This is a genomic window from Herbaspirillum autotrophicum, assembly GCF_001189915.1.
In the GTDB taxonomy this organism is placed as follows: domain Bacteria; phylum Pseudomonadota; class Gammaproteobacteria; order Burkholderiales; family Burkholderiaceae_D; genus Herbaspirillum; species Herbaspirillum autotrophicum.
On record NZ_LFLS01000036.1, the window covers coordinates 17,641 to 41,162 of the forward strand.

Here is a 23,522-nt window from a genome sequence, read left to right on the forward strand (position 1 = left end):
GCCATGTCCAACCCTTTCGCCTTGCGCCTCAGTCGAGTACTTGCCCGTCACGCACTGAAAAATATCCTGCCGTTGCAAGCCGCTGCCGGTGTCGTCAGTTTCACTTTCGACGATGCCCCGGCCTCGGCCTGCGAAGCCGGCGCCCAGGCGCTGGAGCGGCATGGCGTGCGCGGCACCTTTTATGTGGCTGGCGGCCTTACTGATCAGCACGAAGAAGGCAAGCCCTGCCATACGCTGGCCCATTTGCGTCAGCTATTGCAAGCCGGCCATGAACTCGGTTGTCACAGTTACTCGCACGTCCGCTGCGATCTGCTGAACCAGCGCGGGCTGGTGCAGGAACTGGATCGCAATGCGCAGTTTCTGGGGGACTTGGGGGTGGATATCCGGGCCTTGAATTTTGCCTATCCGTTCGGCGCGTTTGCGTTTGGCGCCAAGCGCATCTGCAGTGCGCGCTTCCGCTCCAGCCGCATCACCGGCGGCGGCTTGCATACCGGCCAGGCTGATTTGAATGCGCTCAAGACACATCGTTTGTATGATGTCGCGGTCGATGCCGACAGTTATGAAACGCTGCTGGCGCGCGCCGCCGATCAGCGCGGCTGGCTGATCATCAATACCCACGACATTGAAAACCCGGCCAGTCGCTTCGGCTATACACCGGAACGACTGGAACAGGCCATCAGCGCCGCTCTGGCCGCTGGCTGCAAGGTATTGCCGGTCAATGCGGCGATTGATTACTGGCAGCAGAACGCGCACCGCGCAAACGCCTGACCAGATTGCGCAGTTGCTGATTGTCGCGCGCCCGCGCCCGCAGGTTCGCATACGCGTGTTCCAGCGCCAGCAAGATCTTGCCGCGCCAGCTCAAACCCTGCTCACCGGCATACAAAGCCAGCGTATGGTCGGCCCATTGCAACTTGTAGGCTTCATCACCGACCGTCAGATCGAATACCCGCATCTGTTCTTCGATGCATTGCTGCAAGATTGCATCCATCAGGATGCGGCCGACTGAATAGCGTCGCCATTCGCCATCTTCATAACCCGGCATCAGCCAGTAACAACGCTGGTCGTAACGGATACCCCAATGCGTGGCGACCAGATGCTGATCGACATACAGCGCGGACACCTGCACCGCCCCGCCCTGCAAGCCATGCTCGGCCAGATGCTGATAAAAATCCAGATAACCGGGCTGAAGAAACAGGTCATGGCCGCCGGTTTCAATCCAGCGCCGTGCTTTCTGGCGCGCCATGCCGTTGATCACTTCGGTGCGCTCAGCGCCGGTGGCATCGCGTACCAGCCGTACCGCGCCGGTTTCCTGCAAGCGCCGCAACTGGCGCCGGGTATCGGCAAACATTTTGGCGCTGCGGCTTTTCTGGAATTCGGCATACGTTGCGGGCAGCATGGCCGCATGCGCCTGCTCGGTCGGCTGCATGCCGGCGAGTCCAATGAAGGGATTGGGGAGTTGTTCGATATGCGCCGGCATGCGGCGAAAGCGCACCACGTCGACGCGCCCGGCCAATTTGAGGATGGCCTGCCACAATGCCGCAAACGCCACCGGCGTCAGTTCTCGGGCGAATCCGGGTGCAATCAGCGGCGCATTGTAATCGGTGATCTCGCCGCCGAGAAAGCTCAGCTCGCACATGCCGCGCCGGCGATGCAAGCCCAGTGGCAGCCACAGCAGCGTGCGGTCTTGCGCGTCGCTGAGTTCAAACAGACAGACTTGCCAGCCCTGACGCTGCCCCAGTTGCGTTTGCCAGGTATGCAGCCAGTCGAACGCCTGGAAACCATACGCGCGACAATCCTGCTGCGCCGCCCGCCAGCGGGTTTCTGCGGCAGCAAACGAAGCATACTGTTGCAAGGTCGATCCGGCCGGAAAACAACTTGCCGGATCGTTCAGCAATCCTGCAAGCAAATAGCGCTGCACCTTATCCGGCATACCGGTTCACCTTCCAGGACGACGTCCAGTCAATAGGCATTGCGGTCCCGGAAGACCACCGCGACCGTGCGAAAGATGATTTTGACATCCAGCTCCAGCGACCAGTTCCGAATGTAATACAGGTCGTATTCAATCCGCTTCTGCATCTTGTCCAGCGTATCGGTTTCGCCGCGCAAGCCGTTGACCTGTGCCCAGCCGGTGATTCCCGGCTTGACCTTGTGGCGCAGCATGTAGCCCTTGACTTGTTTGCGATACAACTCATTGTGCTGCACCGCGTGCGGACGCGGTCCGACGATGCTCATCGAGCCTTCCAGCACATTGAAAAACTGCGGCAATTCATCCAGCGAGGATTTGCGCAAGAAGCGTCCGAACGGCGTCACGCGGGCATCGCCGACCGTAGCTTGCTTGACTTCACCGTTTTGCGGCAACGGATCGTTGCGCATCGAGCGGAATTTGGACACCACGATTTCCTGCCCGCCGACGCCGTACCGCTTTTGCTTGAACAATACCGGTCCCGGCGACGACAACTTGACGCCAATCGCGATGACTGCCAGCACCGGACTCAGCAACACCAGAATCAATGCCGAGAACACCACATCAAACAAGCGCTTGAGCCAGCGTGCAACCCCGAGGAACGGGGTTTCATACGCCACCAGCACCGGCGTCCCGGCAATCTCGCCATACTGGATATGACCCAGCCCGAACAGTCGCGACTCCGGCACAAAATAGACCGATGACACCGAATCGTGCAGCGCCTCGACCACCGGCGCGATATCGGCGCTGCGGGTGTGCACCAGACCGACAAACACCACGTCCACCGGATTGTGCTGCACCCATTCAATCGCTTCATGCAGGCTGCCCAGGCGCGGCAACGTCGAATTGAAGCGCTGTACCTCCTGCCGGTTATCGAAAAATCCCAGCGCCTTGATGCCCAGCATTTTCGACTTCAGGCAAGTCTCGGCCAGCCGTTGCGCATCGTCGCTGAAGCTGACGAACACGGCGCTCCGCCGCTCCCCCTTGGAACTGTACAGACGCAATGCCCACAAGCGGCACAGCAAGGACACCAGCATCAGGGAAAATGGCGTCGCCAGCATCCATGCGGTCATCACGACCCGGGAAAATTCGGTGCTGCTCTTGGTCAGATACACCGAAAACACCACCACAAAAAAAGTCCCGGCCCACAAGCGCACGATGGTGCCAAAACCGTGGATGGTCCAAGACACATTGTGGATCGCATAGCGGCGCAAATTGCTGAACACCACAAAGCCGACCAGCGCGGCCACCAGCGCAACCGAATTGAAAGTGGAAAAATGGGCGCGGTCGTAAAGCGCCACGCAGATTTCCAGTGTAAGAACGATGGTCAGTGCATAGATGATGCCGACGATCACGCCAAACAATGTGGTGTGATGATTGCTTTTATCGCCATAAAAGCTCACTTGACGCCCCCTTTATTATTAGTTGTGACACCCTTTTGCTGCTGCCATTCGCGCCGCAGCAAACCCGCGAAACGTGATCCCTGTACGATGTAACGCCGCCACAAACGCCGTGGCTCGGAAGCCAGACGCCAACACCATTCAAGCCCGGCACGCTGCATCCAGAGCGGCGCGCGCGACTTGAAACCTAGCGCAAACTCCATCGCAGCGCCGACACACATCACCAGTTGCGCCTGCATCGCATCCCGGTGCGCAAAGGCCCAGCGCTCCTGCTTCGGCATGCCCAGACAGACAAACACGATACCCGGCTTGAATGCATTCACCCGGCGCAATGCTTCCTGCCCCTCTTCGCCCTGCGGGTCAAACTTCATCGAAGGACAGTAAATCTCAAGTTCAATCCCCGGATACACGCGGGCAAACGCTGCCGTTAACATACTCTCCTGCCCCGGCATGCCGCCGATGACAAATATGCGGATATGTTGCTGACTTGCGACACGTGCCAGCGCCACGAGCAAATCCGAGCCGGTGACCCGCTCCGGCAATCTGGCCGGTGCCAGGCGACTGGCCCAAATCAGCGGCATGCCATCGGCAAAGATATAGTCGGCCCGGCGGTACAAGGTCTTGAAGTCGGCATCAGCATCCAGCCGCACGATATGATCGACGTTGGGCGTGACCACGATGCGGGCCGCGCCGCCGTCGGTCGAGGCCACGTCCAGCAAGCCGGATGCGGCATCGGCAAACGTGGTGGCACAAATATCCAGACCGAACAAATGTACTGTCGGGAATGTCACCTGATTTTTCATTTCCCCCCCGAGGATGCATTGCTTAGAATAAATTGGATAGTACAATAGCAAAAATTCGATGTCATTTTAGCAATTGAAAATGATCGATACAATTCAATTTACAGTATGTACTTAGAATTCCCACATTGGCTGCGTCCGGCATGCAACACTTGCTGGGTGGTCAGGCATAGGTGAAAGATCGTTGAACCGGCATTTGAACCACTTCAACTTGCTTCTGCAAAGATAAACATAAAAGGATTGCCCCATGCACGATGTCCGGCAACAGCAAGCACTGCAACTGCAACCGGTCGCCGCACCACCGGCCCTTTCGCCCCGCATTGTTCCGTTGGTCATCATCTCGCCGGTGCGCGACGAGGCCCAGTATCTGCGCCTGACGATGGATTCGATGGTGGCGCAGACCTGTCGTCCGGTGGAATGGATTCTGGTCGATGACGGCTCCACCGATGCCACCCCCGACATCATTCGCGAGTACGCCGAAAAATATCCGTTCATCCGGCTGGTGCCGCGACAGGATCGCGGCTTTCGCAAGCTCGGCGGCGGCGTGGTTGCCGCCTTCAATTTTGGGGTCGGGCATATCATCAACAAAGATTACCGTTATATCGCCAAACTCGACGGCGATATGTCATTCGGTCCGCTGTATCTCGAACACATGTTTCAAAAGCTGGATGCAGACCCCCGGCTGGCGGCAGTCTCCGGCAAAGTCTATCGCCACGAAAACGGCCAGTACATCGAAGAAAGCCATATCGACGAACAAGTCGCCGGCCAGTTCAAACTGTACCGGCGCGATGCCTTCGAAGATATCGGCGGCTTTGTCCAGCATCTGTCGTGGGATGGCATTGACGTCCACACGGCGTGGATGAAGGGTTGGAAAACCTATTGCTATTACGACCCGCAAGCCTGGTTGTGGCATCACCGCATCATGGGTTCGTCCGACAAGCATATCTACGAAGGCCGCTTGCGCTGGGGACGCGGCAACTGGTACATGGGCTATCACCCCTTGTATGCCATCGCCACCGGCATCAATCGCATGCGCGAAAAGCCGGTGGTCATCGGCGGCCTGTTGATGATCTTCAGTTATTTCTGGGCTGCCATCCGTGGTTTGCCGCGCTATGAAAATCTGGAGTTCCGCCGCTACCTGCGCCAATGGCAAATGGCCCGGCTGAAAAATTTCGTGCTCGGCAAAAAATAAACTTCCTCGCAAGGTTCTTATGGTCATGTTGTCTGCTGCCCCGGTCGATCACGGGTACGACGTCTGCATCGTCGGTGCCGGCCCGGTCGGACTGGCGCTGGCGCTGGAGGCGGAAGCACTCGGTCTGCAAGTATTGCTGCTGGAATCGGGGCAACCCGAAGAAGCGCCTGATGAGCATGACGCCTCGCGCGCGCAGGTGCTCAATCAGCAGACCCATGCGCCGATGACGCTGGCGGCACGACGTACGCTCGGCGGCAGTTCCTGGTTGTGGGGTGGGCGCTGCGTGCCGTTCGAAACCATCGATTTCGAAGCCCGCGATTACGTGCCGCACTCCGGCTGGCCCATCGGCCGCGAAGACATTCTGCCCTGGTACCCCAAAGCGGCCGCCTATCTCGATTGCGGCAGCGCAAATTTCCGCTCCGCTGCGCCGCACTGGCCCGATCTCGGCGAGATTGAATTAAGCCAGCTGGAACGCTGGGCCAGACAACCGCGTCTGGCGCAAAAACTGGCGCCACGCGTACTGGCGTCACCGCGCATTCACCTCCTGTTCAACGCCACCGTGACCGACATCACCTTCGACAGCGGCGGCAAAAGCGTGCGCAGTTTGCAAGCGCGGCATCAGGAACAAACCATCGCGGTACAGGCGGCACGCTATGTGCTGGCCGGCGGCGGCCTCGAAACCACGCGACTGTTGCTGAGCGTCCAGCAAACGCATCCGGCCATGTTCGGCGCCAGCGACGGGCCGCTCGGACGCTATTACATGGGGCATATTTTCGGCAGCATCGCCAGCATCGTCTTGCAACAGCCGGAGGATTTTGCCGCGCTCGATTTCAGTTGCGATGCTACCGGCACCTATGTCCGTCGCCGCTTCACGTTGTCAGAAGCGGCGCAACGTCAGCATCATTTGCTGAACACTTCATTCTTTGCCGACAATCCGCCGTTCTACGATCAGCGCCATCGCAACGCCACCTTGTCGATGGTATTTCTCGGGCTCTCGATTCCGGCCATCGGCCGCCGCGTGATTACCGAAGCGATCCGCCTGCGCCACATCGGCCCGCCGCCGTGGCATTACAGCGCGCATCTCATGAATATCCTGCGCCGGCCGTGGCAAGCAGCAACGGATATCTGGACCATCCTGCGGCTGCGTTACTTTTCACCGGTACGCAAGCCCGGCTTCGTCTTGCACAACCAAGGCGGCGCCTATGCCTTGAATTACCATGCTGAACAAATTCCGAACCCGGACAGCCGCGTCACGCTCAACGAAGAACGGGATGCGTATGGCATGCCGCGCCTGACCATCGACTTTCGTTATCTGCCGGCCGACGCGGAATCGGTCGCGCAGGCACATGCGATACTGGACCGCCAGTTGCGCGCCGCCGGCAAGGGACAGGTCGACTATCACCGGCCACCGGATCAACGCATCGCCCACATCATGGAGCAAGCCACCGATGGTTTCCATCAGGCCGGCACTACCCGCATGAGCCACGATCCGCGGCTCGGCGTGGTGGACCGCGATTGTCGCGTGCATGGAATCGATAATCTGTTCATCGCCTCCAGCAGCGTGTTCCCGACCACCGGCGAGGCCAATCCGACCTTCATGGCAGTGGCGCTGGCAGCCCGGCTGGCGGCCAAGCTGGCCGACCTGGCCGCGACCGCACCGGTTGCCACCAACACCATCGCCCCCACCTCCCGCACGCCCGCAACGGCACACGAAAGCCAGACCATGCAAACCATCAGCCTGCCCGGCACTTCGCTTACGGTAAGCCGCCTCGCCTTCGGCACCGCCAGCCTGCATCATCTGTTTCGCAGCGCGCAGCGACAAGCGCTGTTATCGGAAGCGATCAACCACGGCTTCAGCCACTTCGACACGTCGCCGCTCTACGGCTTCGGACTGGCCGAGCAGTCATTGGGACAATTGCCCATCGCCGATCTGCAACGCATCACGATTGCCAGCAAGGTGGGCCTGTATGGTCCGCCCGGCGCCACCGCCAACATCGCCGACATTCTGTTGCGCAAGGTCGCCGGCAAAGCCCTGCCGGCCTTGAACAAAGCCGATGTCGACTGGAATCTGGCGCGCGCCCGCAGCAGTCTGGATAACAGTTTGCGCCGGCTGCGCCGCGGCTGGCTCGACATTCTGTTTTTGCACGAACCGGTCGCGGCGCTGATCGCCAGCGATGAGTGGCTGACATGGCTGCATTCGCTGGTGCAGGAAGGCAAGATCAAACAGTTCGGCATTGCCGGCGAGGCACCCTTGATCAAGGCCATGCTGGAGCATTGTCCGGCGCTGGCCGAAGTGGTTCAGGTCAGAGACAGTCTGAATCAGCGTCAGGCCGATATCCTGTTGCCCCACGCGCGGCCGATGCAATTCACGTATGGCTACCTGGCCGGCACCCAAGGTGGTTCGGCCGATACCTTGCGCCAGGCCTTGCAACGCAACAGCAGCGGTGCGGTTCTGGTATCGACGCGGCGCCTGGAACGTGTGGCGGAACTGGCGCGCGTGGCGCAATAAACAGATCTGCCGGCAGATCCGGATTACGCCTGCAAATCCAGCACCAGATATTCTGCCGCCGCATGGTAACTGGCCAATTTGCGGCGCAATCCTGCATCGGTGCCGGCATACGGCGCAAAGCCCTGGCGCCGCCAGTAGGGTGCCGAGTTATTGACCGCCACCAGCGCCAGATAATCCAACTGCATGGTCTGCGCCAGTAATTTCAGATAATCGATCAGCGTGCCGCCGAGGCCGTATTGCCGCCCCTCGGGCAACAAGGCAATGTCGTGCAGATACAGACAATTGGCGCTGACCGGCAATGCATTGAGCAAGGTATTGAGTGATGGCGGCTGCCCCAGCAACGCCGGGTGCGCAATTGCATAACCATGCACCGCACCGCCGGTCGCCATCGCAATCTGACAACCGCCGGCAAACAATTGCAGGCGCTCGGCATAAATCGCCGGTGCTTCCGGATAGTCCAGATGGATGCGGTCGGCAATCGCCACCACCGTACTCAAATCCTGATCGCGCATGTTGCGCCAGACTACACTCACCGCCCTGCCTCCCATGTTCATAGAGCCGTCACAATTGTTGCTCATACTGAGAAAGCATTTTCGCATGCCGCACCCACTCAGTGAAAAGGAAACGCGTGAAGCTCGCTCTTTTACCGGCCATCCGGCTGATGGAACAATTACGTCTGTTGCCCAAATTTCTATTGGTGACATTGATGTTCATGTTGCCACTCTTGCTGGTCACCGGATTATTGTTCAATGAACTGGAAAAGTCGATTGCCTTCGCCAGACAGGAACAGACCGGCCTGCAATTGGTATCGCGCACCGAAGCGCTGATCATCCAGGTGCAGCAACAGCGCGCTTTGCGCCACATGACGCTGGGCGGCAACGCCAAGATGGCGCCGGTCGCCGCGCAAACCCAGGCCGGTATCAGCAAACAATTGCAGGCACTGAGCGAACAAGACGACACCTTCGACCAGCTCGGCTTGAGCGACACGCTGGCCGCCATCAAGAAGTCATGGACGACAGTACAAAACCCGCCGGCCGAGATCAAACCGAAAGACAGCTACATTGCCTATTCAGCACTGATCGTGCAACTGCAAAAACTCAAGGAAGAAATCGCCGACCGCACGCGCCTGCGCCTTGATCCGGAAACCAATACCCATTACCTGGCGCTGGCATTGCTGGATTCCATTCCGGCACTCAACAGCGACTTGCTGACCATTGCCGGACGCGGCGCTTCGTATATCGATACCGGTCTGCTGGAAGCCAATGAAGAAGTGATGCTGGCCTCCACGGTAACCATGAGCAAGTTCGAATTGACGCAACTGTCGGCCAAACTGGATGCCCTGTTTTATGAAACGCCAGCATGGAAAACCCAACTGCAAAAACAATTGACGGCACTGCCTGCCACTAATGTCTTTCTGGAGCGCGCCACCAATGAAGTATTGAAATCGCTGGAACAGACTTCCGGCGAACAATTTTTCCTGGCCGCCGGCAATACCGTACAAGCACTGCAGGAATTGTCGAATGCCTCATCACAATTACTGCAAAGCGCACTCGACGAACGCATCGCCAACCACTCGTTGCATCGCAATCTGATGATGGCCGCAATTCTGCTGGTGTTGCTGATTGCCGGTTATTTGCTGGCCGGATTTTATTTTTCCTTCCGCCAGGAAATCACTTTGCTCGGCAGTGCGGTCGAGCGCGCTGCGGCCGGTGATCTGCGCCATCAGGGCGCACCGCGCGGCAAAGATGAAATCGCCCTGCTCGGCGGCGCTTTCACCGGCATGAGCGTCAGTCTCGCGCAATTGATTGCGGATGTGCGCAGCAGCGGCAAGATCATCGCCGTGGCCGCACGCGAAATCGCCACCGGCAACGGCGACCTGTCCAACCGTACCGAGTCGCAGGCATCGAGCCTGGAAGAAACGGCGTCATCGATGGAAGAACTCACCGCCACTGTCCACAAGAATGCCGACAATGCGCAACAGGCCAACCGGCTGGCGCTGTCGGCTTCCGACTTTGCGCTCAAGGGCGGCACGGTCGTCAATAATGTGGTCGTGACGATGGATTCGATCAAGCAGAGTTCGCGCCAGATCGTGGATATTATCGGCGTCATCGACAGCATCGCCTTCCAGACCAATATTCTGGCGCTCAACGCGGCAGTCGAAGCCGCCCGTGCCGGTGAGCAAGGACGCGGATTTGCGGTGGTGGCAACCGAGGTGCGCGGGCTGGCCCAGCGTTCTGCCAGTGCGGCCAAGGAAATCAAAACCCTGATCAACGATTCGGTCAGCAAAATCGATGCCGGTGGCAAACAGGTGCACGAAGCCGGACGCACCATGAACGACATCGTGACGTCCATCTCGCATGTGGTCACCATCATGGCCGACATCACCGCCGCCAGCCAGGAACAAAGCAGCGGCATCGCTGAAGTGAACAACGCGGTGGCCCAGATCGATGAAATTACCCAGCAGAATGCGGCCCTGGTAGAAGAAGCGGCCGCTGCGGCTGAAAGCCTGCAAGAGCAGGCCGACATGCTGGCGCGGGCCGTCAGTGTCTTCAAGCTGGAACACGCGGAAGACGATGACGACGCGCTGCCGCACTATGCGCCGCCGGTACCGCCGCAAATCAGCAGTCGTCAGCGACAGGTCCCGAGAATACGCAATCAGGTGCAATCGGCATTGACCTGAGTCGGGGTATCAATGCATTTCCGACAGACGTAAAAAAGGCCGCAATCGCGGCCTTTTGTTTTGGGCAAATGACAGTTACACGCCGGTCTCGGCGCGGGCACCGGCATCTGCGGCGCCATATGGCTTGAGCACTTGCAGGATTGCCAGCAATTCGGCGCGCGTGGCTTCGATCTCGGCCTCGCCCATTGAAATTTCAGGCACCTCGGGCACCAGTTCGACCGCCGGCTCTTCGTGCAAATGGAAATCCAGCTTGTTTCTGGCGCCACTGATGGTAAAGCCCTGCTCATACAACAATTCGCGAATGCGGCGAATCAGCAGCACTTCGTGATGCTGGTAATAGCGCCGGTTGCCGCGTCGCTTGACCGGCTTGAGCTGGGTGAATTCCTGTTCCCAATAGCGCAGCACATGCGGCTTGACGCCACACAGCTCGCTGACTTCACCAATGGTGAAATAACGTTTGGCAGGAATTGGCGGCAATACGATTACCGCAGGTTTGTTGACACGTTCATTCATGAATTAGACAGCCAGTGCGAATGGTTTGCTGCTGGACACTTCGACCATTTCCTTGAGTTTTTGACTGGCGTGGAAGGTAACCACGCGCCGCGCCGTGATTGGAATTTCCTCGCCGGTTTTCGGGTTGCGTCCGGGACGCTGCGGTTTGTCGCGCAACTGAAAATTGCCGAAGCCGGACAACTTGACCGCTTCGCCACGTTCCAGCGCGTTGCGAATTTCATCGAAGAAAGTTTCAACCATGTCCTTCGCTTCGCGCTTGTTCAGACCAACCTGCTCGAACAAAAGTTCAGCCAGCTCAGCCTTGGTCAGCGTCGGCAGATTCTTTTCTGCCTGCGAACGCACTTGCGCCTCCAGCATGGCGCGCTGCAGATCGGCATCTAACACGGATTGAAATTCGCTTGAATTCACGTTGTTCATGACGGATGGGTTGCCCTGTTCAATACTTGTTTTTATTTATTACCAAGAAACTGCTCACGATCCGATAACGAATTACCAGCCGCAATGCGCTGCCCGGCGCCGCATGTACCTTGCATTCCGGTACCTGCGGCCCCTGGTACTGCCATGCTGCCGGCGGACATCTCGCTATCGTTCGTGAACCGTTTCTAAGCACGCAACCTGGCGGCCAGCTTGCCGGTTGCCGCTGCTATCACGGCACTCATTGCAGCATCGACGGTGTCGTCCTGGAGTGTGTTTTGAGTATCTTGCAAGGTGAATCGGAAAGCAAGACTTTTTTCGTCAGTTTCCAGACCTTTGCCAAGATATTCATCAAATAAAACAATGGCTTGGATGATAGCGCAGGCCGCATTGGTTTGCTTTTCGGCAGCAAAAACATCGAGCAGATCCTGTACCGCGACAGTCTGTTTCACCACCAGTGCAAGGTCGCGCGTGACGGCCGGAAACTTGGAAATTTCGACATAGTCTGGCAACGGACGTTGCTGCAATGCATGCGCATCGACTTCGAATACTACCGGTGCCAGCGGCAGGTCGTATTTCTGCTGCAGACGCGGATGCAACTCACCGATAAAGCCGATCTCCTGACCATCCAGCGAGACGCTGGCCGAGCGCCCCGGATGCAAGGCCGGGTTGGAGGCCTTGGTAAAGCGCAGCGTACGCGGTGCGAACATGGCTTCGAGATCCGCCTTGACATCGAAGAAATCGACATTGCGCGCGGCCTGGCCCCATTGCTCTTCGACCGTGGCACCATATGCCAGCGCCGCTACCCGCTTCGGTTGTTCGTAACCGGCCACCGACAACGGGCCGTCCTGCACGGCGCTGCTGCGGCTGTACACGGCACCGACTTCGAACACGCGCACGCGCGCGGCCTTGCGGTTGATGTTGTAACGCACGTTGGCCACCAGGCTGGCGATCAGCGACGAGCGCATCACGTTCATCTGGCTGGCAATCGGATTGAGCAACTTGATCGGCGCATCATTGGCGGCGAAATCGGTTTCCCATGCGCTGTCGACGAAACTGAAATTGATGACTTCCTGATAATCCAGATCAGCCAACAGATGACGGATGTCGAACAGTGAACGGGTATTTTCCGGTGCAATGCGCATGGCGCTGGCCGCCACCGGCGGCAAGGCCGGAATGTTTTCAAACCCGAATACGCGCGCGACTTCTTCGATCAGGTCTTCTTCAATTTCAATATCAAAACGGTAAGACGGCGGCGTGACCGAAAATACGCCGTCTGCTTGCGTGAATTGCAAACCGAGTCGGGTGAAGATAGCGGCAATTTGCTGATCGTCAAACGCCACACCAATCACCTTGGTGGCGCGGGCGGTACGCAAGGTCACCGGATCGCGGCGCGGCAGATTGACGCTCTGGTCATCGATGACGCCGATTTTGGTATCCGGCTTGCCGCAGATTTCAACGATCAGGGCGGTAATGCGTTCGATATGTTCAACGATGCTGGCGAAATCGACACCGCGCTCGAAACGATGCGCAGCATCGGTCGAGAAGTTGAAACGACGGGCGCGGCCTTGAATCGCGTTCGGGAACCAGAACGCCGCTTCCAGATAAATATCGGTGGTGTCCAGCGACACTGCCGTGGCGTCGCCGCCCATGATGCCGGCCAGCGATTCGATTTCCTTGTCGTCGGCGATCACGCCGATCCACTCGTCAACCTCGACCGTATTGCCGTTCAGCAGCTTCAGCGATTCGCCCTTGCGACCCCAGCGCACATCGAGACCGCCGTGGATCTTGTGCAGATCGAACACGTGGGTCGGACGACCGAGTTCCAGCATCACATAATTGGAAATATCCACCAGTGCCGAAATCGGACGCTGGCCGCTGCGTTCGAGGCGACGCTTCATCCATTGCGGCGTTTCGGCCTTGGCGTTGAGACCGCGAATGACGCGACCGGCGAAACGTCCGCACAAATCGGGCGCGGAAATTTTGACTGGCAGCTTTTCATCGGAGTTGGCGGCAACCACCTGATAAACCGGCATTTTCAGCGGGGTATCGGTCAGCGCCGACACTTCACGCGCCACACCCAGCACGGACAGGCAGTCGGCCTTGTTCGGCGTCAGCTTGATGGTGAATTTGAGATCGTTGAGCTGATAGTAATCGCGGAAATTCTGACCGACCGGTGCGTCGTCCGGCAACTCCAGCAAACCACCGTGATCTTCCGACAATTTCAATTCGCGGGCCGAGCACAACATGCCTTGCGATTCGACGCCACGCAACTGGCCCACCTTGATTTCAAACGGCTTGCCATCGGCACCCGGCGGCAATACCGCACCGGCCATGGCGCATGGCACTTTCATGCCGACCCGCACATTCGGTGCGCCGCACACGATATTGAGAATGGTGCCGGTCTTGACGTCGACCTGGCAGACATTGAGGCGATCCGCATTGGGATGCTTGGCCACTTCCAGCACTTCACCGACGACGATGTTGGTGAATGGCGGTGCGACAGCTTCCACCTCTTCCACTTCCAGGCCGGACATGGTGAGCAAATGCGACAATTCATCCGAATTCATCTTCGGATTGACCATGGTACGCAACCAGTTTTCAGAGAATTGCATGATTAAAACCTTCGGCTATCGGCCAGACAGTCTGCAGACGGAGCAATCTGCTCCGTCTGCATTGTTTAATTGAATTGTTTCAGGAAACGCAGATCGCCTTCATAGAACAGGCGCAGGTCACTGATTCCGTAACGCAGCATGGTCAGACGCTCCAGACCGGAGCCGAACGCAAAACCCAGATACTGTTCGGGGTCGAGTCCCATGTTGCGCACCACGGTCGGATGCACTTGACCAGCGCCCGACACTTCCAGCCAGCGGCCTTTCAGCGGACCGCTGCCAAAGGCGATATCGATTTCCGCCGACGGTTCGGTAAACGGAAAATACGAAGGACGGAAACGCACTTGCAAGTCATCGGTCTCGAAGAAGGCCTTGACGAAATTGAGGTACACGCCCTTGAGGTCGGCGAAGCTGATATCTTCGGCAATCCACAAACCCTCGACCTGATGAAACATCGGCGAATGGGTGGCATCGCTGTCAACGCGATAGGTGCGGCCCGGTGCGATCACCTTGATCGGCGGTTTATTCATGCGGGCATAACGCACCTGCATCGGGCTGGTATGCGTGCGCAGCAGCAGTTGCTTGCCGTCGCTGTCCTTGCCGTCGATATAAAAGGTATCCTGCATCGAACGCGCAGGATGATTTTCCGGGCTGTTGAGCGCCGAAAAATTGGTCCAGTCGGTTTCGATTTCAGGGCCGTCGGCCACATCGAATCCGATCGAACGGAAAATTTCTTCAACCCGCTGCCATGAGCGCATGACCGGATGGATACCGCCAACGCCGCGACCGCGGCCTGGCAATGTCACATCAATCGCTTCGGCATTCAGGCGGGTCTGCATCTGCGCATCGGCCAGTGCGTCACGGCGCGCCGTCAGCGCGTCTTCGATCTGCACCTTGGCGGCGTTGATGACCGCGCCCTGGATTTTGCGTTCTTCTGGTGCCAGCTTGCCCAGTGCCTTCATCTGCTCGGTAATCTGACCGGTCTTGCCAAGGTATTTCGCTTTGGCGTTTTCCAGTGCGGCGGCATCCTGCGCGCCGGCAAAATCGGTGCGAGCCTGTACGACGATTTGTTCTAGGGGATTCATGCGATATGTCTCGAATCTGACGACGAAGTCGAAAAGAAGAAGATCAAAAACAATACGGGGCACAGGTATTTCACCTCTGCCCCGCAGGATTTCGCAGCGCCGCCCGTGCAGGCGGCAACTGCTTCAACAAAGCTTGTTATTGCGCAGCGATGTTGGCTTTCACCTGATTGACAATCGCAGCAAACGCTGGCTTGTCAGTCACGGCCATATCGGCCAGAACCTTGCGGTCCAGTTCGATCGAGGCACGCTTCAGGCCGTTCATGAATACGCTGTATGTCACGCCATGCTCACGGGCAGCAGCGTTGATACGGGCGATCCACAATGCGCGGAATACGCGCTTCTTGTTGCGACGGTCACGGTACGCATATTGACCAGCGCGCATGACTGCTTGCTTGGCAATACGGTAGACGGTGCTGCGGCGACCACGGTAACCCTTGGCTTGCGCCAGGACTTTTTTATGACGGGCACGTGCTGTTACCCCACGTTTAACTCTAGGCATAGTAGCTCCTTAGTGTGAGGTTAAGCGAACGGCAACATTGCGCGTACCGATGTCATGTTAGTCTCATGGACTCCCACTGCACCGCGCAATTGGCGTTTGTTCTTGGTTGTTTTCTTGGTCAGGATGTGGCGTTTGAACGCTTGACCACGCTTGACGGTACCGCCCGGACGGACGCGGAAGCGCTTTTTGGCGCTGCTTTTCGTCTTCATTTTTGGCATGACACTATCTGTCCTTTTTGGACAGCTCCATTTTTTGATGATTGCAGGTGGCAGCAATACGCTACTCTTTGATGCCTGCTCTCACTTATTGGCAGCAGATTTTCATCGCTGCTTTTGCCGGATGCCCGACGGCTGCATCCCGCAAAATTCCGGACCTCACAATGAATCGGAATGCGCAAGGTCAGAGACATTGCGCACAGGACTCCAGAGACTCCTTATTTTTTCTTTTTCGGCGCCAGGACCATGATCATCTGGCGCCCTTCCATTTTCGGCCACTGCTCGACCTGGCCATGCGGCTCCAGATCCAGCTTCAGACGCTCAAGCACGCGCATGCCGATTTCCTGATGCGCCATTTCACGACCGCGAAAACGCAGTGTGATCTTGGTTTTGTCGCCTTCTTCAAGGAATTTGATCAGGTTACGAAGCTTGATGTTGTAATCGCCGTCATCCGTGCCAGGGCGGAATTTGACTTCCTTGACCTGAATGACTTTCTGCTTCAGCTTGGCTTCGTGAGCTTTCTTCTGCTCCTGATACTTGAACTTGCCGTAATCCATCAATCGACAGACGGGCGGCTGGGCCGTTGGTGCAATTTCCACCAGGTCCACGTTCGCCTCTTCCGCCAGACGGAAAGCCTCTGCCAAATTCACGATGCCAAGCGGCTCGTTATTGACCCCGGATAAACGCAATTCCGGTGCTGTAATTTCACCGTTGATGCGATGCGACTTGTCAGTAGCTATTGCAGTTTCCTTAATAAATCCAATAATTAAGCCGTGCTCTTGCGCTGCAAGGAAGCACTCGGCTTCCCCGTTCAGGCCTTGGTTTCAACCTCTGATCTGAGGCGTTCCACCAATACATCGACAGGCATTACACCCAGATCGACATTGCCCCGCGCTCGCACGGCCACTGTATTTGCATCACGTTCCTTGTCACCGACCACCAGTATATAAGGCGGCTTCTGCAACGAATGCTGCCGTATTTTATAGGTAATCTTCTCGTTACGCAAATCGGTTTCCACTCTAAACCCTTGTTTCTTCAGCGTTTGCGCAACGTTTTTGACGTATTCGCTCTGTGCATCGGAAATATTCAGAATGACAACTTGCACCGGAGCAAGCCACAACGGCATGGCACCGGCGTGATTTTCAATCAGAATCGCGATGAAACGCTCGAGCGAACCGACGATAGCCCGGTGCAACATGACCGGCACCTTGCGGTTGTTGTCTTCCGTAACATATTCCGCGCCCAGACGTTGCGGCATGGAAAAATCAACCTGCATGGTGCCGCACTGCCACGAGCGACCGATCGAATCCTTCAGGTGATACTCGATCTTCGGACCGTAGAATGCGCCCTCGCCCGGCAATTCTTCCCATTGCGACCCGGAAGCGCGGATCGCCTCGCGCAATGCACTTTCCGATTTATCCCACACCTCGTCTTCACCGATGCGCTTTTCGGGACGCAAGGCCAGCTTGATCTGCACATCCACGAAACCGAAATGGGTATAGACCTCGCGCACGATCTTGTCGAACGCTGCGACTTCTTCCTGCACCTGATCTTCGGTACAGAAGATGTGCCCGTCATCCTGAGTAAAGCCGCGCACCCGCATCATGCCGTGCAACGCGCCAGACGGCTCATTGCGATGGCACTGACCGAATTCGCCGTAACGCAAAGGCAAGTCGCGGTAGCTGTGCAAACCGGAATTGAAAATCTGGACATGGCCCGGGCAATTCATCGGCTTCAGCGCATAAGCGCGATTTTCCGATTCGGTAGTAAACATGTTTTCGCGGTAATTCTGCCAGTGGCCGGTTTTTTCCCACAGGGAACGATCCAGAATCTGGGGCGCCTTGACTTCCTGATAACCATTGTCCTGATAGACGCGGCGCAGGTACTGCTCGACCTGTTGCCAGATCGACCATCCCTTCGGATGCCAGAAAATCAGGCCCGGCGCTTCATCCTGAAAGTGGAAAAAGTCGAGCGCGCGGCCGAGCTTGCGGTGATCGCGCTTCTCCGCCTCTTCCAGCATGTGCAGATAAGCTTCCTGCTCTTCCTTCTTGGCCCAGGCAGTGCCATATACCCGCTGCAACATTTCATTGTTCGAGTCGCCGCGCCAGTAGGCACCAGCCAGCTTCATCAGCTTGAATACCTTGAGCTTGCCAGTGGATGGCACGTGCGGCCCGCGGCACAGATCGGTAAAGCTGCCCTCACTATACAGAGAGACATCCTGATCGGCAGGAATCGAAGCGATGATTTCCGCCTTGTAATCTTCGCCAATCGACTTGAAATACGCCACCGCCTCATCGCGCGGCAATACCTTGCGCACGACAGCCTCATCCTTCTTCGCCAGCTCAGCCATCTTCTTTTCGATAGCGACCAGATCTTCCGGTGTAAACGGACGCTTGTAAGCGAAGTCGTAGTAAAAGCCGTTTTCGATGACCGGTCCGATTGTCACCTGGGCATCCGGGAACAATTCCTTGACGGCATAGGCCAGCAAGTGGGCGGTCGAGTGACGAATCACTTCCAGACCATCGGCATCCTTGTCGGTCACAATCGCCAGATCGGCATCACTCTCGATCACGAAAGAGGTATCCACCAATTTGCCATCGACCTTGCCGGCCAGCGCCGCCTTGGCCAAACCGGCGCCAATGCTGGCGGCAACTTGCGCTACAGTAACGGGTGCATCGAATTGACGCTGCGAACCATCGGGAAGTCTGACTGAAACCATTTAATGCTCCATCTCGGCGATCAAGGTGCCGAAGCTGATATTGATATTGGGAAAATGCGGACGAAAAAAAACGCGGCTAGCCGCGCTTTTTCCTGAAGACGAAAAAGTACCCGACTAGTGTCGCGTGTCAACCTCGGTGGTAGTTCGCGGTGTCATAACCGGATTGCCTTTCTCGCTCTTACAGATGTGATGAATCGTTGCCATCGGCGATAACAGCTCGCGACGGATTCGCGCATTATAGCAAAATTAATATCCATGCAACCGCCCGCAAGCGCATATCGATACCAGAGAAGATTCCCGCGGCCCAACCCTATCTGGGAAGTGGCTGCGGCAAAAGGTGAACCCACTCTGGTATCGACACGCAATATGGCATGCTGATGTCATTGACCTGCCGATACCAGAGAAGATTCCCGCAACCCAACCCTATCTGGGAAGTGGCTGCGGCGAAAGGTGAACCCACTCTGGTATCGACACACAACATTGCACACTGATGTTATTGACCTGCCGATACCAGAGAAGATTCCCGCAACCCAACCCTATCTGGGAAGTGGCCACGGCAAAAGGTGAACCTGCTCTTGTATCAGCACGCCGGGTGGGACTACGCATGAGGATGCCAGCAACGTGCACGAATCCGCAAAATGCAGAAGCATGACGAACGACAACACAGGAAGATTTACAGGTGGATTGCTACTACAGACATGTTCGCTTGAGGAACACAATGTGGAGAACAACTAAATACCAAAACCTTCTGCAACTTTCTTTGCCAACCGGATTCATTGTATTTTTTTACTGGAATCCGGAAGAAAATCACTGCACAGCAACAACCAGGCACGAAATGTAGCACAACACCAAAAACAATGGCAAGCTTTTATTTCTCGATTACCTGAAACGATTGCTTACTTCCTGCGCATCCACATCGGGATACACTCACGCCCTGATCAGCGCGACCCCGACATGCATTCATCCAGCCCCAACAGAATCTCGACATTGCACTCATTGCAACGCCGCCACAGCCGCAGTTTACTGGGCTTGCTGGCACTGAGCGCAGCATTGCTATTGACCGCCTGCAACACCATCCCCGCCAGTTACACGCCACTCAGCGAGCAGCAACAACGCGTTACCGCGCCAATCCGCTTCATATTGAGTTTTGATGACGGCCCCAGCGCGTCCGAGTATGCCAACCCGACCGAGTCGATATTGCGCGACCTCGACAACAATCCGGTACAGCCCGGCATCAAGGCGGTGTTTTTCGTGCAGACCCGCGCCACCAATGGCGGCCGCACCCCACTGGGTCAGCAACTGATGCAACAGGAAGCCAGCCACGGACATCTGCTCGGCCTGCACAACGCCAGCCCGGGCCATTCCGATCAGGTACATATGGCGCCGGCACAGCTTGAACAGATGTTGCAAGACGGGATTGCCGACGTCACCCGCTTCACCGGCCACGCACCGGTGTTGCTACGCCCGCCGTTCTGGCATTACGATGCCCGCACCTTCGAAGCCTATCAGCGCCACGGACTGCACATCATCCTGACCGACCTCAGCGCCAACGACGGCAAAATTTACGGCGTCAATTTCAGCCTGCGTCGACGCAGCAACATGTTGCGCATGCTGGCCGAAGTCCGCCAGCAGATCAGCCGCCACGAACTGCCGGCCATCGATGGCAGCATTCCGGTCATCGTGACTTTCCACGACACCAACCGCTATACCGCGCGCCACATGCAGGAGTATCTGCAAATTCTGCTCGACAGCGCCAGTGAATTGCAACTCAAGGTAGCCACCCTGCCGTTCTACAACGACAAGGCCGAACTGCAACGCGCATTATTGGCGCGCGCCATTCGCAGCGAACAGCAACTGGCGCATTTCCCCGGCATCTGGAACATGTTGTGGCCATCGACGCCGAAGCAATAACCGTCCGCATACTGCACCAGCGGTACACCCGACAAACAAGCAAAGAGAGAAAGCGCTCCGCAGAACACGGAACGCAGAAAGCAAAAATGGAAGCCGGGACTGCGCTTCCATTATTCATTTTGCTTTTTTGATGCTGTTTTTGCGAAGCACTTGCATCTGCTTCGATACCAATATTCAACAACATCAGGAATATTGGTAGGCACGATTGGACTCGAACCAACGACCCCTACCATGTCAAGGTAGTGCTCTAACCAGCTGAGCTACGCGCCTAAAGAAGCGAGATTATAGGAGCATTTTTTTCTTTTGGCTAGTATTCGTTAAAAGAAATTTAAAGATTTTTTAATGCCCCGCAAAATTCACCCTGCAACACCGCCGCAAACCCTATTGGCGCCTGGCTTCCAGCACGCCTTTGACTTCGCGAATCACGGTCAGCGCCTTTTGCAATTGCGCCGTCGAACCGATTTCAGCAGTAAAAGCCATGCGCGCATGCCCCTTCACGCTTTGGGTGCTGACGCCGATCACATTGATTTTTTCGCGCAGGAAGATTTCAGAAATGTCGCGCAATAAACCCTGGCGATCGCCGGCCAGTACAAATATATCCACCGGGTACACCGTGTCGTGCACCGGCGTACCCCAGGTGGTTTGAATCACCCGCTCCGGTGCCTTGGCGCTCATCTCGGTAAAGTTCTTGCAGTTGAGCCGATGGATCGAGACTCCCTTGCCGCGCGTGACGAAGCCGATGATCTGATCCGGCGGCGCCGGCTTGCAGCAACGCGCCAGTTGCGTCATCAAGCCTTCCGTGCCGACCACCAGCACACCCGACTTGGCGCCCTGCACGATGCTCGAGGCCCGGCTCTTGCGCGTGATCGACGCTTCATCCGGCTCGACATTCTTTTCCGTCTCGTCGACCTGCAAGGCTTGTTCGATCTGACGCGGACTGAATTCATCCTTGCCGAGCGACAAAAACAAATCATCCACCTTGGGAAAGCCCAGCTTGTGCGCCAGCTCTTCCAGATTGACGGCGGTCTTGCCGACCCGCTGCAAGGTCTTTTCCAGAATCGAACGTCCTTGCGCCAGCGTTTCCTGCTGTTCGATGGCATTGAACCAGGCGCGCACCTTGGAACGGGTACGCGCACTGGCGGCATAGCCGGGGCTGAGCCAGTCGCGCGACGGCCCGGCAGCGACACCACCCTGCCCGGCCTTGACGGTAATGATGTCGACCGTCTGACCGTTCTTCAATACCGTATTGAGCGGCACCATCACGCCATCGACGCGCGCACCGCGGCAGCGATGGCCAACGTCGCTGTGCAAGTGGTAGGCAAAATCGATGGGCGTGGCGCCATTCGGCAATTCAATCACGCGCGCCTGCGGCGTCAATACATAGATGCGTTCATCCAGCGTGGTCGATTTGAGTTTCTCGACCCAATCGCGCCGCACTTCTTCCTGCTCGACCACGGCGCCGGCAACTTCGCTTTTCCACGCCAGCAACTGCCGCAACCAGGCAATCTTTTCGTCATACTTTTGTGCCGCAAAATTGGAGCCGCCGCTTTCCTTGTAGCGCCAGTGCGCCGCCACGCCGTATTCAGCAAAGTGATGCATTTCACGCGTGCGGATCTGCACTTCCAGCGGCCGGCCGTCTTCCGCCAGCACCACCGTATGCAGCGACTGATAACCATTCGGTTTGGGACGGGAAATATAGTCGTCGAATTCCTTGGGAATCGGCGTCCAGATATTATGGACGATGCCGAGCACGGTATAGCACGTCTTCACGTCATCCACGATGACGCGGAATGCCCGTACATCGTACAACTCCGAAAAGTCGATGGCCTTGCCGCGCATCTTGTTCCAGATGCTGTAAATATGCTTGGGCCGGCCCGACACTTCGGCCTTGATGCCACCCGCCGCCAGTTCGGCATGCAGATGTTCGATGGCGCTGGCGACAAAGCCTTCGCGCTCGATGCGTTTTTCTTCCAGCATCTTGGCGATGCGCTTGTAGGTCGCCGGCTCCAGAAAACGGAATGACAGATCTTCCAGTTCCCACTTCACTTGCCAGATACCGAGACGATTTGCCAGCGGCGCATACAGATCGAAGGTTTCGCGCGCGTACTGCGCCGTGGCTTCGTTTTCCAGCTTCTGTTCGGCAAAATAGCGCAGCGTGCTGACGCGCGACGCCAGCCGCACCAGCACCACTCGCATATCGGAAGCCATGGCCAACAACATCTTGCGCAAGGTTTCGATCTGCGCCGCGGCCTGCTGCGCCGCATTCTTGCCACGCAAGACTTCTTGCGGTTGCTGGAAGGTCAAGGCATGAAAGCGCATCAGTTGGCGCACGCCGGCCACCAGATCAGCGATCTCGCGACCGAAATTGGTCTCGATATCGTCCACCGCATCCGGCGCGATCACATGCAACTCGAACAGCAGGCCGGCGATCCGCGTTTCGGCGTCGGCATTGAGCGACGCCAGCACCGTCACCACTCCCTGCACAAATTGCCAGGCATCCTGACCGGACGGAATCGGCTTGCCGGCATACATGGGTTCAACCTTGGCCAGCGCGGCACTGACGCGCGCGCTGTCCTCGGCACTCAAACCGGCGACGATAGCGGCCGTACCCTCACCTTGAACTCCAGCGACAGAAACCATGAAACCTTACTTTTGAGCAGCAACAATGATAATTTCGACCAGCAATTCAGGACGCGCCAGCTTGGCTTCCACCGTAGCCCGTGGCGGTGCGTTGCCAGCCGCAACCCATTCGTCCCAGACGGTATTCATGCCGGCGAAGTCTTTGACATCCGACAGATAAATCTGGCACGACAGAATCTGCGTCTTGTCGCTGCCGACTTCCGCCAGCAAGCGATCGATATGCCCCAGCACTTCGCGCGTCTGACCTTCGATATTCTGAGTCGCATCTTCGGCAATCTGACCTGCCAGATAAACCGTACCGTTATGAATGGCAACTTCCGAAAGACGCTTTCCTACATGGAGACGTTGGACTGACATGATATTTCCTTTA

19 protein-coding genes and 1 tRNA gene are annotated in these 23,522 nt (G+C 57.2%); 5 read left to right on the plus strand and 15 right to left on the minus strand.

Features of this window, described 5'->3' with window-relative positions; all coding sequences use genetic code 11:
* Positions 1-3 precede the first annotated feature (3 nt).
* Positions 4-768, plus strand: coding sequence for a polysaccharide deacetylase family protein (locus tag AKL27_RS22275; protein WP_050465071.1), 765 nt, complete (start codon positions 4-6; stop codon positions 766-768).
* Here the strand turns inward: AKL27_RS22275 and AKL27_RS22280 are convergent.
* Genes AKL27_RS22280 through AKL27_RS22290 form a run of 3 tightly spaced genes read right to left on the minus strand, consistent with a single transcriptional unit; the run spans position 716 to position 4,154 of the window.
* Positions 716-1,930, minus strand: coding sequence for a GNAT family N-acetyltransferase (locus AKL27_RS22280; RefSeq protein ID WP_050465072.1), 1,215 nt, complete (start codon positions 1,928-1,930; stop codon positions 716-718). The two genes, AKL27_RS22275 and AKL27_RS22280, sit on opposite strands and share 53 nt — an antisense overlap.
* A gap of 29 nt (positions 1,931-1,959) precedes the next feature.
* Complete coding sequence (locus AKL27_RS22285) at positions 1,960-3,366, minus strand: undecaprenyl-phosphate glucose phosphotransferase (protein ID WP_050465073.1); 1,407 nt, start codon at positions 3,364-3,366, stop codon at positions 1,960-1,962.
* A complete protein-coding gene (locus AKL27_RS22290; RefSeq protein WP_232311069.1) occupies positions 3,363-4,154 on the minus strand; it encodes a WecB/TagA/CpsF family glycosyltransferase in 792 nt (263 codons plus the stop codon). The genes AKL27_RS22285 and AKL27_RS22290 overlap by 4 nt, the downstream gene beginning before the upstream one ends.
* Before the next feature lie 256 nt (positions 4,155-4,410).
* On the opposite strand from AKL27_RS22290, the gene AKL27_RS22295 reads away from it, so the two are divergent.
* Together AKL27_RS22295 and AKL27_RS22300 are read left to right on the plus strand one after the other, a co-directional pair.
* A complete protein-coding gene (locus AKL27_RS22295; RefSeq protein WP_050465075.1) occupies positions 4,411-5,355 on the plus strand; it encodes a glycosyltransferase in 945 nt (314 codons plus the stop codon).
* 25 nt (positions 5,356-5,380) lie between these two features.
* The gene (locus AKL27_RS22300; RefSeq protein WP_198156055.1) at positions 5,381-7,864 is read left to right on the plus strand and encodes an aldo/keto reductase; all 2,484 of its coding nucleotides are present in this window, start codon (positions 5,381-5,383) and stop codon (positions 7,862-7,864) included.
* Between the two features lie 23 nt (positions 7,865-7,887).
* Here the strand turns inward: AKL27_RS22300 and AKL27_RS22305 are convergent, their stop codons facing one another.
* On the minus strand, positions 7,888-8,397 hold the full coding sequence (locus AKL27_RS22305) for a GNAT family N-acetyltransferase (protein ID WP_198156056.1): 510 nt from the start codon (positions 8,395-8,397) through the stop codon (positions 7,888-7,890).
* A gap of 95 nt (positions 8,398-8,492) precedes the next feature.
* Between AKL27_RS22305 and AKL27_RS28690 the strand changes: the two genes are divergently transcribed.
* Positions 8,493-10,544: a methyl-accepting chemotaxis protein gene (locus tag AKL27_RS28690; protein WP_198156057.1), complete on the plus strand. Its 2,052-nt coding sequence runs from the start codon at positions 8,493-8,495 to the stop codon at positions 10,542-10,544.
* A 75-nt stretch (positions 10,545-10,619) separates the two neighbouring features.
* On the opposite strand, the gene AKL27_RS22315 is transcribed toward AKL27_RS28690, so the two are convergent.
* The 8 genes from AKL27_RS22315 to thrS form a co-directional block, all read right to left on the minus strand.
* Positions 10,620-11,057, minus strand: coding sequence for a MerR family transcriptional regulator (locus AKL27_RS22315; protein ID WP_050465078.1), 438 nt, complete (start codon positions 11,055-11,057; stop codon positions 10,620-10,622).
* A 3-nt stretch (positions 11,058-11,060) separates the two neighbouring features.
* Positions 11,061-11,414 carry an integration host factor subunit alpha gene (locus AKL27_RS22320; RefSeq protein ID WP_050465124.1) on the minus strand — a complete coding sequence of 118 codons (354 nt, stop codon included), beginning with the start codon at positions 11,412-11,414 and terminating at the stop codon, positions 11,061-11,063.
* 245 nt (positions 11,415-11,659) lie between these two features.
* Complete coding sequence (gene pheT, locus AKL27_RS22325) at positions 11,660-14,086, minus strand: phenylalanine--tRNA ligase subunit beta (RefSeq protein WP_050465079.1); 2,427 nt, start codon at positions 14,084-14,086, stop codon at positions 11,660-11,662.
* A gap of 65 nt (positions 14,087-14,151) precedes the next feature.
* Positions 14,152-15,168 carry a phenylalanine--tRNA ligase subunit alpha gene (gene pheS, locus AKL27_RS22330; protein ID WP_050465080.1) on the minus strand — a complete coding sequence of 339 codons (1,017 nt, stop codon included), beginning with the start codon at positions 15,166-15,168 and terminating at the stop codon, positions 14,152-14,154.
* Positions 15,169-15,304: 136 nt separating this feature from the next.
* The gene (rplT, locus tag AKL27_RS22335; RefSeq protein WP_050465081.1) at positions 15,305-15,667 is read right to left on the minus strand and encodes a 50S ribosomal protein L20; all 363 of its coding nucleotides are present in this window, start codon (positions 15,665-15,667) and stop codon (positions 15,305-15,307) included.
* Positions 15,668-15,687: 20 nt separating this feature from the next.
* Positions 15,688-15,885, minus strand: coding sequence for a 50S ribosomal protein L35 (gene rpmI / locus AKL27_RS22340; protein WP_007882755.1), 198 nt, complete (start codon positions 15,883-15,885; stop codon positions 15,688-15,690).
* Positions 15,886-16,100: 215 nt separating this feature from the next.
* Entirely contained in the window at positions 16,101-16,637 is a 537-nt protein-coding gene (gene infC, locus AKL27_RS22345) for a translation initiation factor IF-3 (RefSeq protein WP_083439218.1), read from the minus strand.
* A 56-nt stretch (positions 16,638-16,693) separates the two neighbouring features.
* Positions 16,694-18,601, minus strand: coding sequence for a threonine--tRNA ligase (gene thrS, locus AKL27_RS22350; RefSeq protein ID WP_050465083.1), 1,908 nt, complete (start codon positions 18,599-18,601; stop codon positions 16,694-16,696).
* Between the two features lie 954 nt (positions 18,602-19,555).
* Between thrS and AKL27_RS22355 the strand changes: the two genes are divergently transcribed.
* Entirely contained in the window at positions 19,556-20,512 is a 957-nt protein-coding gene (locus AKL27_RS22355) for a polysaccharide deacetylase family protein (protein ID WP_050465084.1), read from the plus strand.
* Between the two features lie 193 nt (positions 20,513-20,705).
* Here the strand turns inward: AKL27_RS22355 and AKL27_RS22360 are convergent.
* The 3 genes from AKL27_RS22360 to AKL27_RS22370 form a co-directional block, all read right to left on the minus strand.
* Positions 20,706-20,782 (minus strand) — tRNA-Val (locus tag AKL27_RS22360).
* A gap of 111 nt (positions 20,783-20,893) precedes the next feature.
* A complete protein-coding gene (locus AKL27_RS22365) occupies positions 20,894-23,152 on the minus strand; it encodes a RelA/SpoT family protein (protein ID WP_050465085.1) in 2,259 nt (752 codons plus the stop codon).
* A 6-nt stretch (positions 23,153-23,158) separates the two neighbouring features.
* Positions 23,159-23,509 carry a RidA family protein gene (locus tag AKL27_RS22370; protein ID WP_050465086.1) on the minus strand — a complete coding sequence of 117 codons (351 nt, stop codon included), beginning with the start codon at positions 23,507-23,509 and terminating at the stop codon, positions 23,159-23,161.
* Positions 23,510-23,522: the final 13 nt, after the last annotated feature.

Coding starts and splice junctions, on each gene's coding strand:
- AKL27_RS22275 (WP_050465071.1), top strand. CDS start 4: ATGTCCAACCCTTTCGCCTTGCGCCTCAGTCGAGTACTTGCCCGTCAC.
- AKL27_RS22280 (WP_050465072.1), bottom strand. CDS start 1,930: ATGCCGGATAAGGTGCAGCGCTATTTGCTTGCAGGATTGCTGAACGAT.
- AKL27_RS22295 (WP_050465075.1), top strand. CDS start 4,411: ATGCACGATGTCCGGCAACAGCAAGCACTGCAACTGCAACCGGTCGCC.
- AKL27_RS22300 (WP_198156055.1), top strand. CDS start 5,381: ATGTTGTCTGCTGCCCCGGTCGATCACGGGTACGACGTCTGCATCGTC.
- AKL27_RS22315 (WP_050465078.1), bottom strand. CDS start 11,057: ATGAATGAACGTGTCAACAAACCTGCGGTAATCGTATTGCCGCCAATT.
- AKL27_RS22320 (WP_050465124.1), bottom strand. CDS start 11,414: ATGCTGGAGGCGCAAGTGCGTTCGCAGGCAGAAAAGAATCTGCCGACG.
- pheT (WP_050465079.1), bottom strand. CDS start 14,086: ATGCAATTCTCTGAAAACTGGTTGCGTACCATGGTCAATCCGAAGATG.
- pheS (WP_050465080.1), bottom strand. CDS start 15,168: ATGAATCCCCTAGAACAAATCGTCGTACAGGCTCGCACCGATTTTGCC.
- rplT (WP_050465081.1), bottom strand. CDS start 15,667: ATGCCTAGAGTTAAACGTGGGGTAACAGCACGTGCCCGTCATAAAAAA.
- rpmI (WP_007882755.1), bottom strand. CDS start 15,885: ATGCCAAAAATGAAGACGAAAAGCAGCGCCAAAAAGCGCTTCCGCGTC.
- thrS (WP_050465083.1), bottom strand. CDS start 18,601: ATGGTTTCAGTCAGACTTCCCGATGGTTCGCAGCGTCAATTCGATGCA.
- AKL27_RS22355 (WP_050465084.1), top strand. CDS start 19,556: ATGCATTCATCCAGCCCCAACAGAATCTCGACATTGCACTCATTGCAA.
- AKL27_RS22365 (WP_050465085.1), bottom strand. CDS start 23,152: ATGGTTTCTGTCGCTGGAGTTCAAGGTGAGGGTACGGCCGCTATCGTC.
- AKL27_RS22370 (WP_050465086.1), bottom strand. CDS start 23,509: ATGTCAGTCCAACGTCTCCATGTAGGAAAGCGTCTTTCGGAAGTTGCC.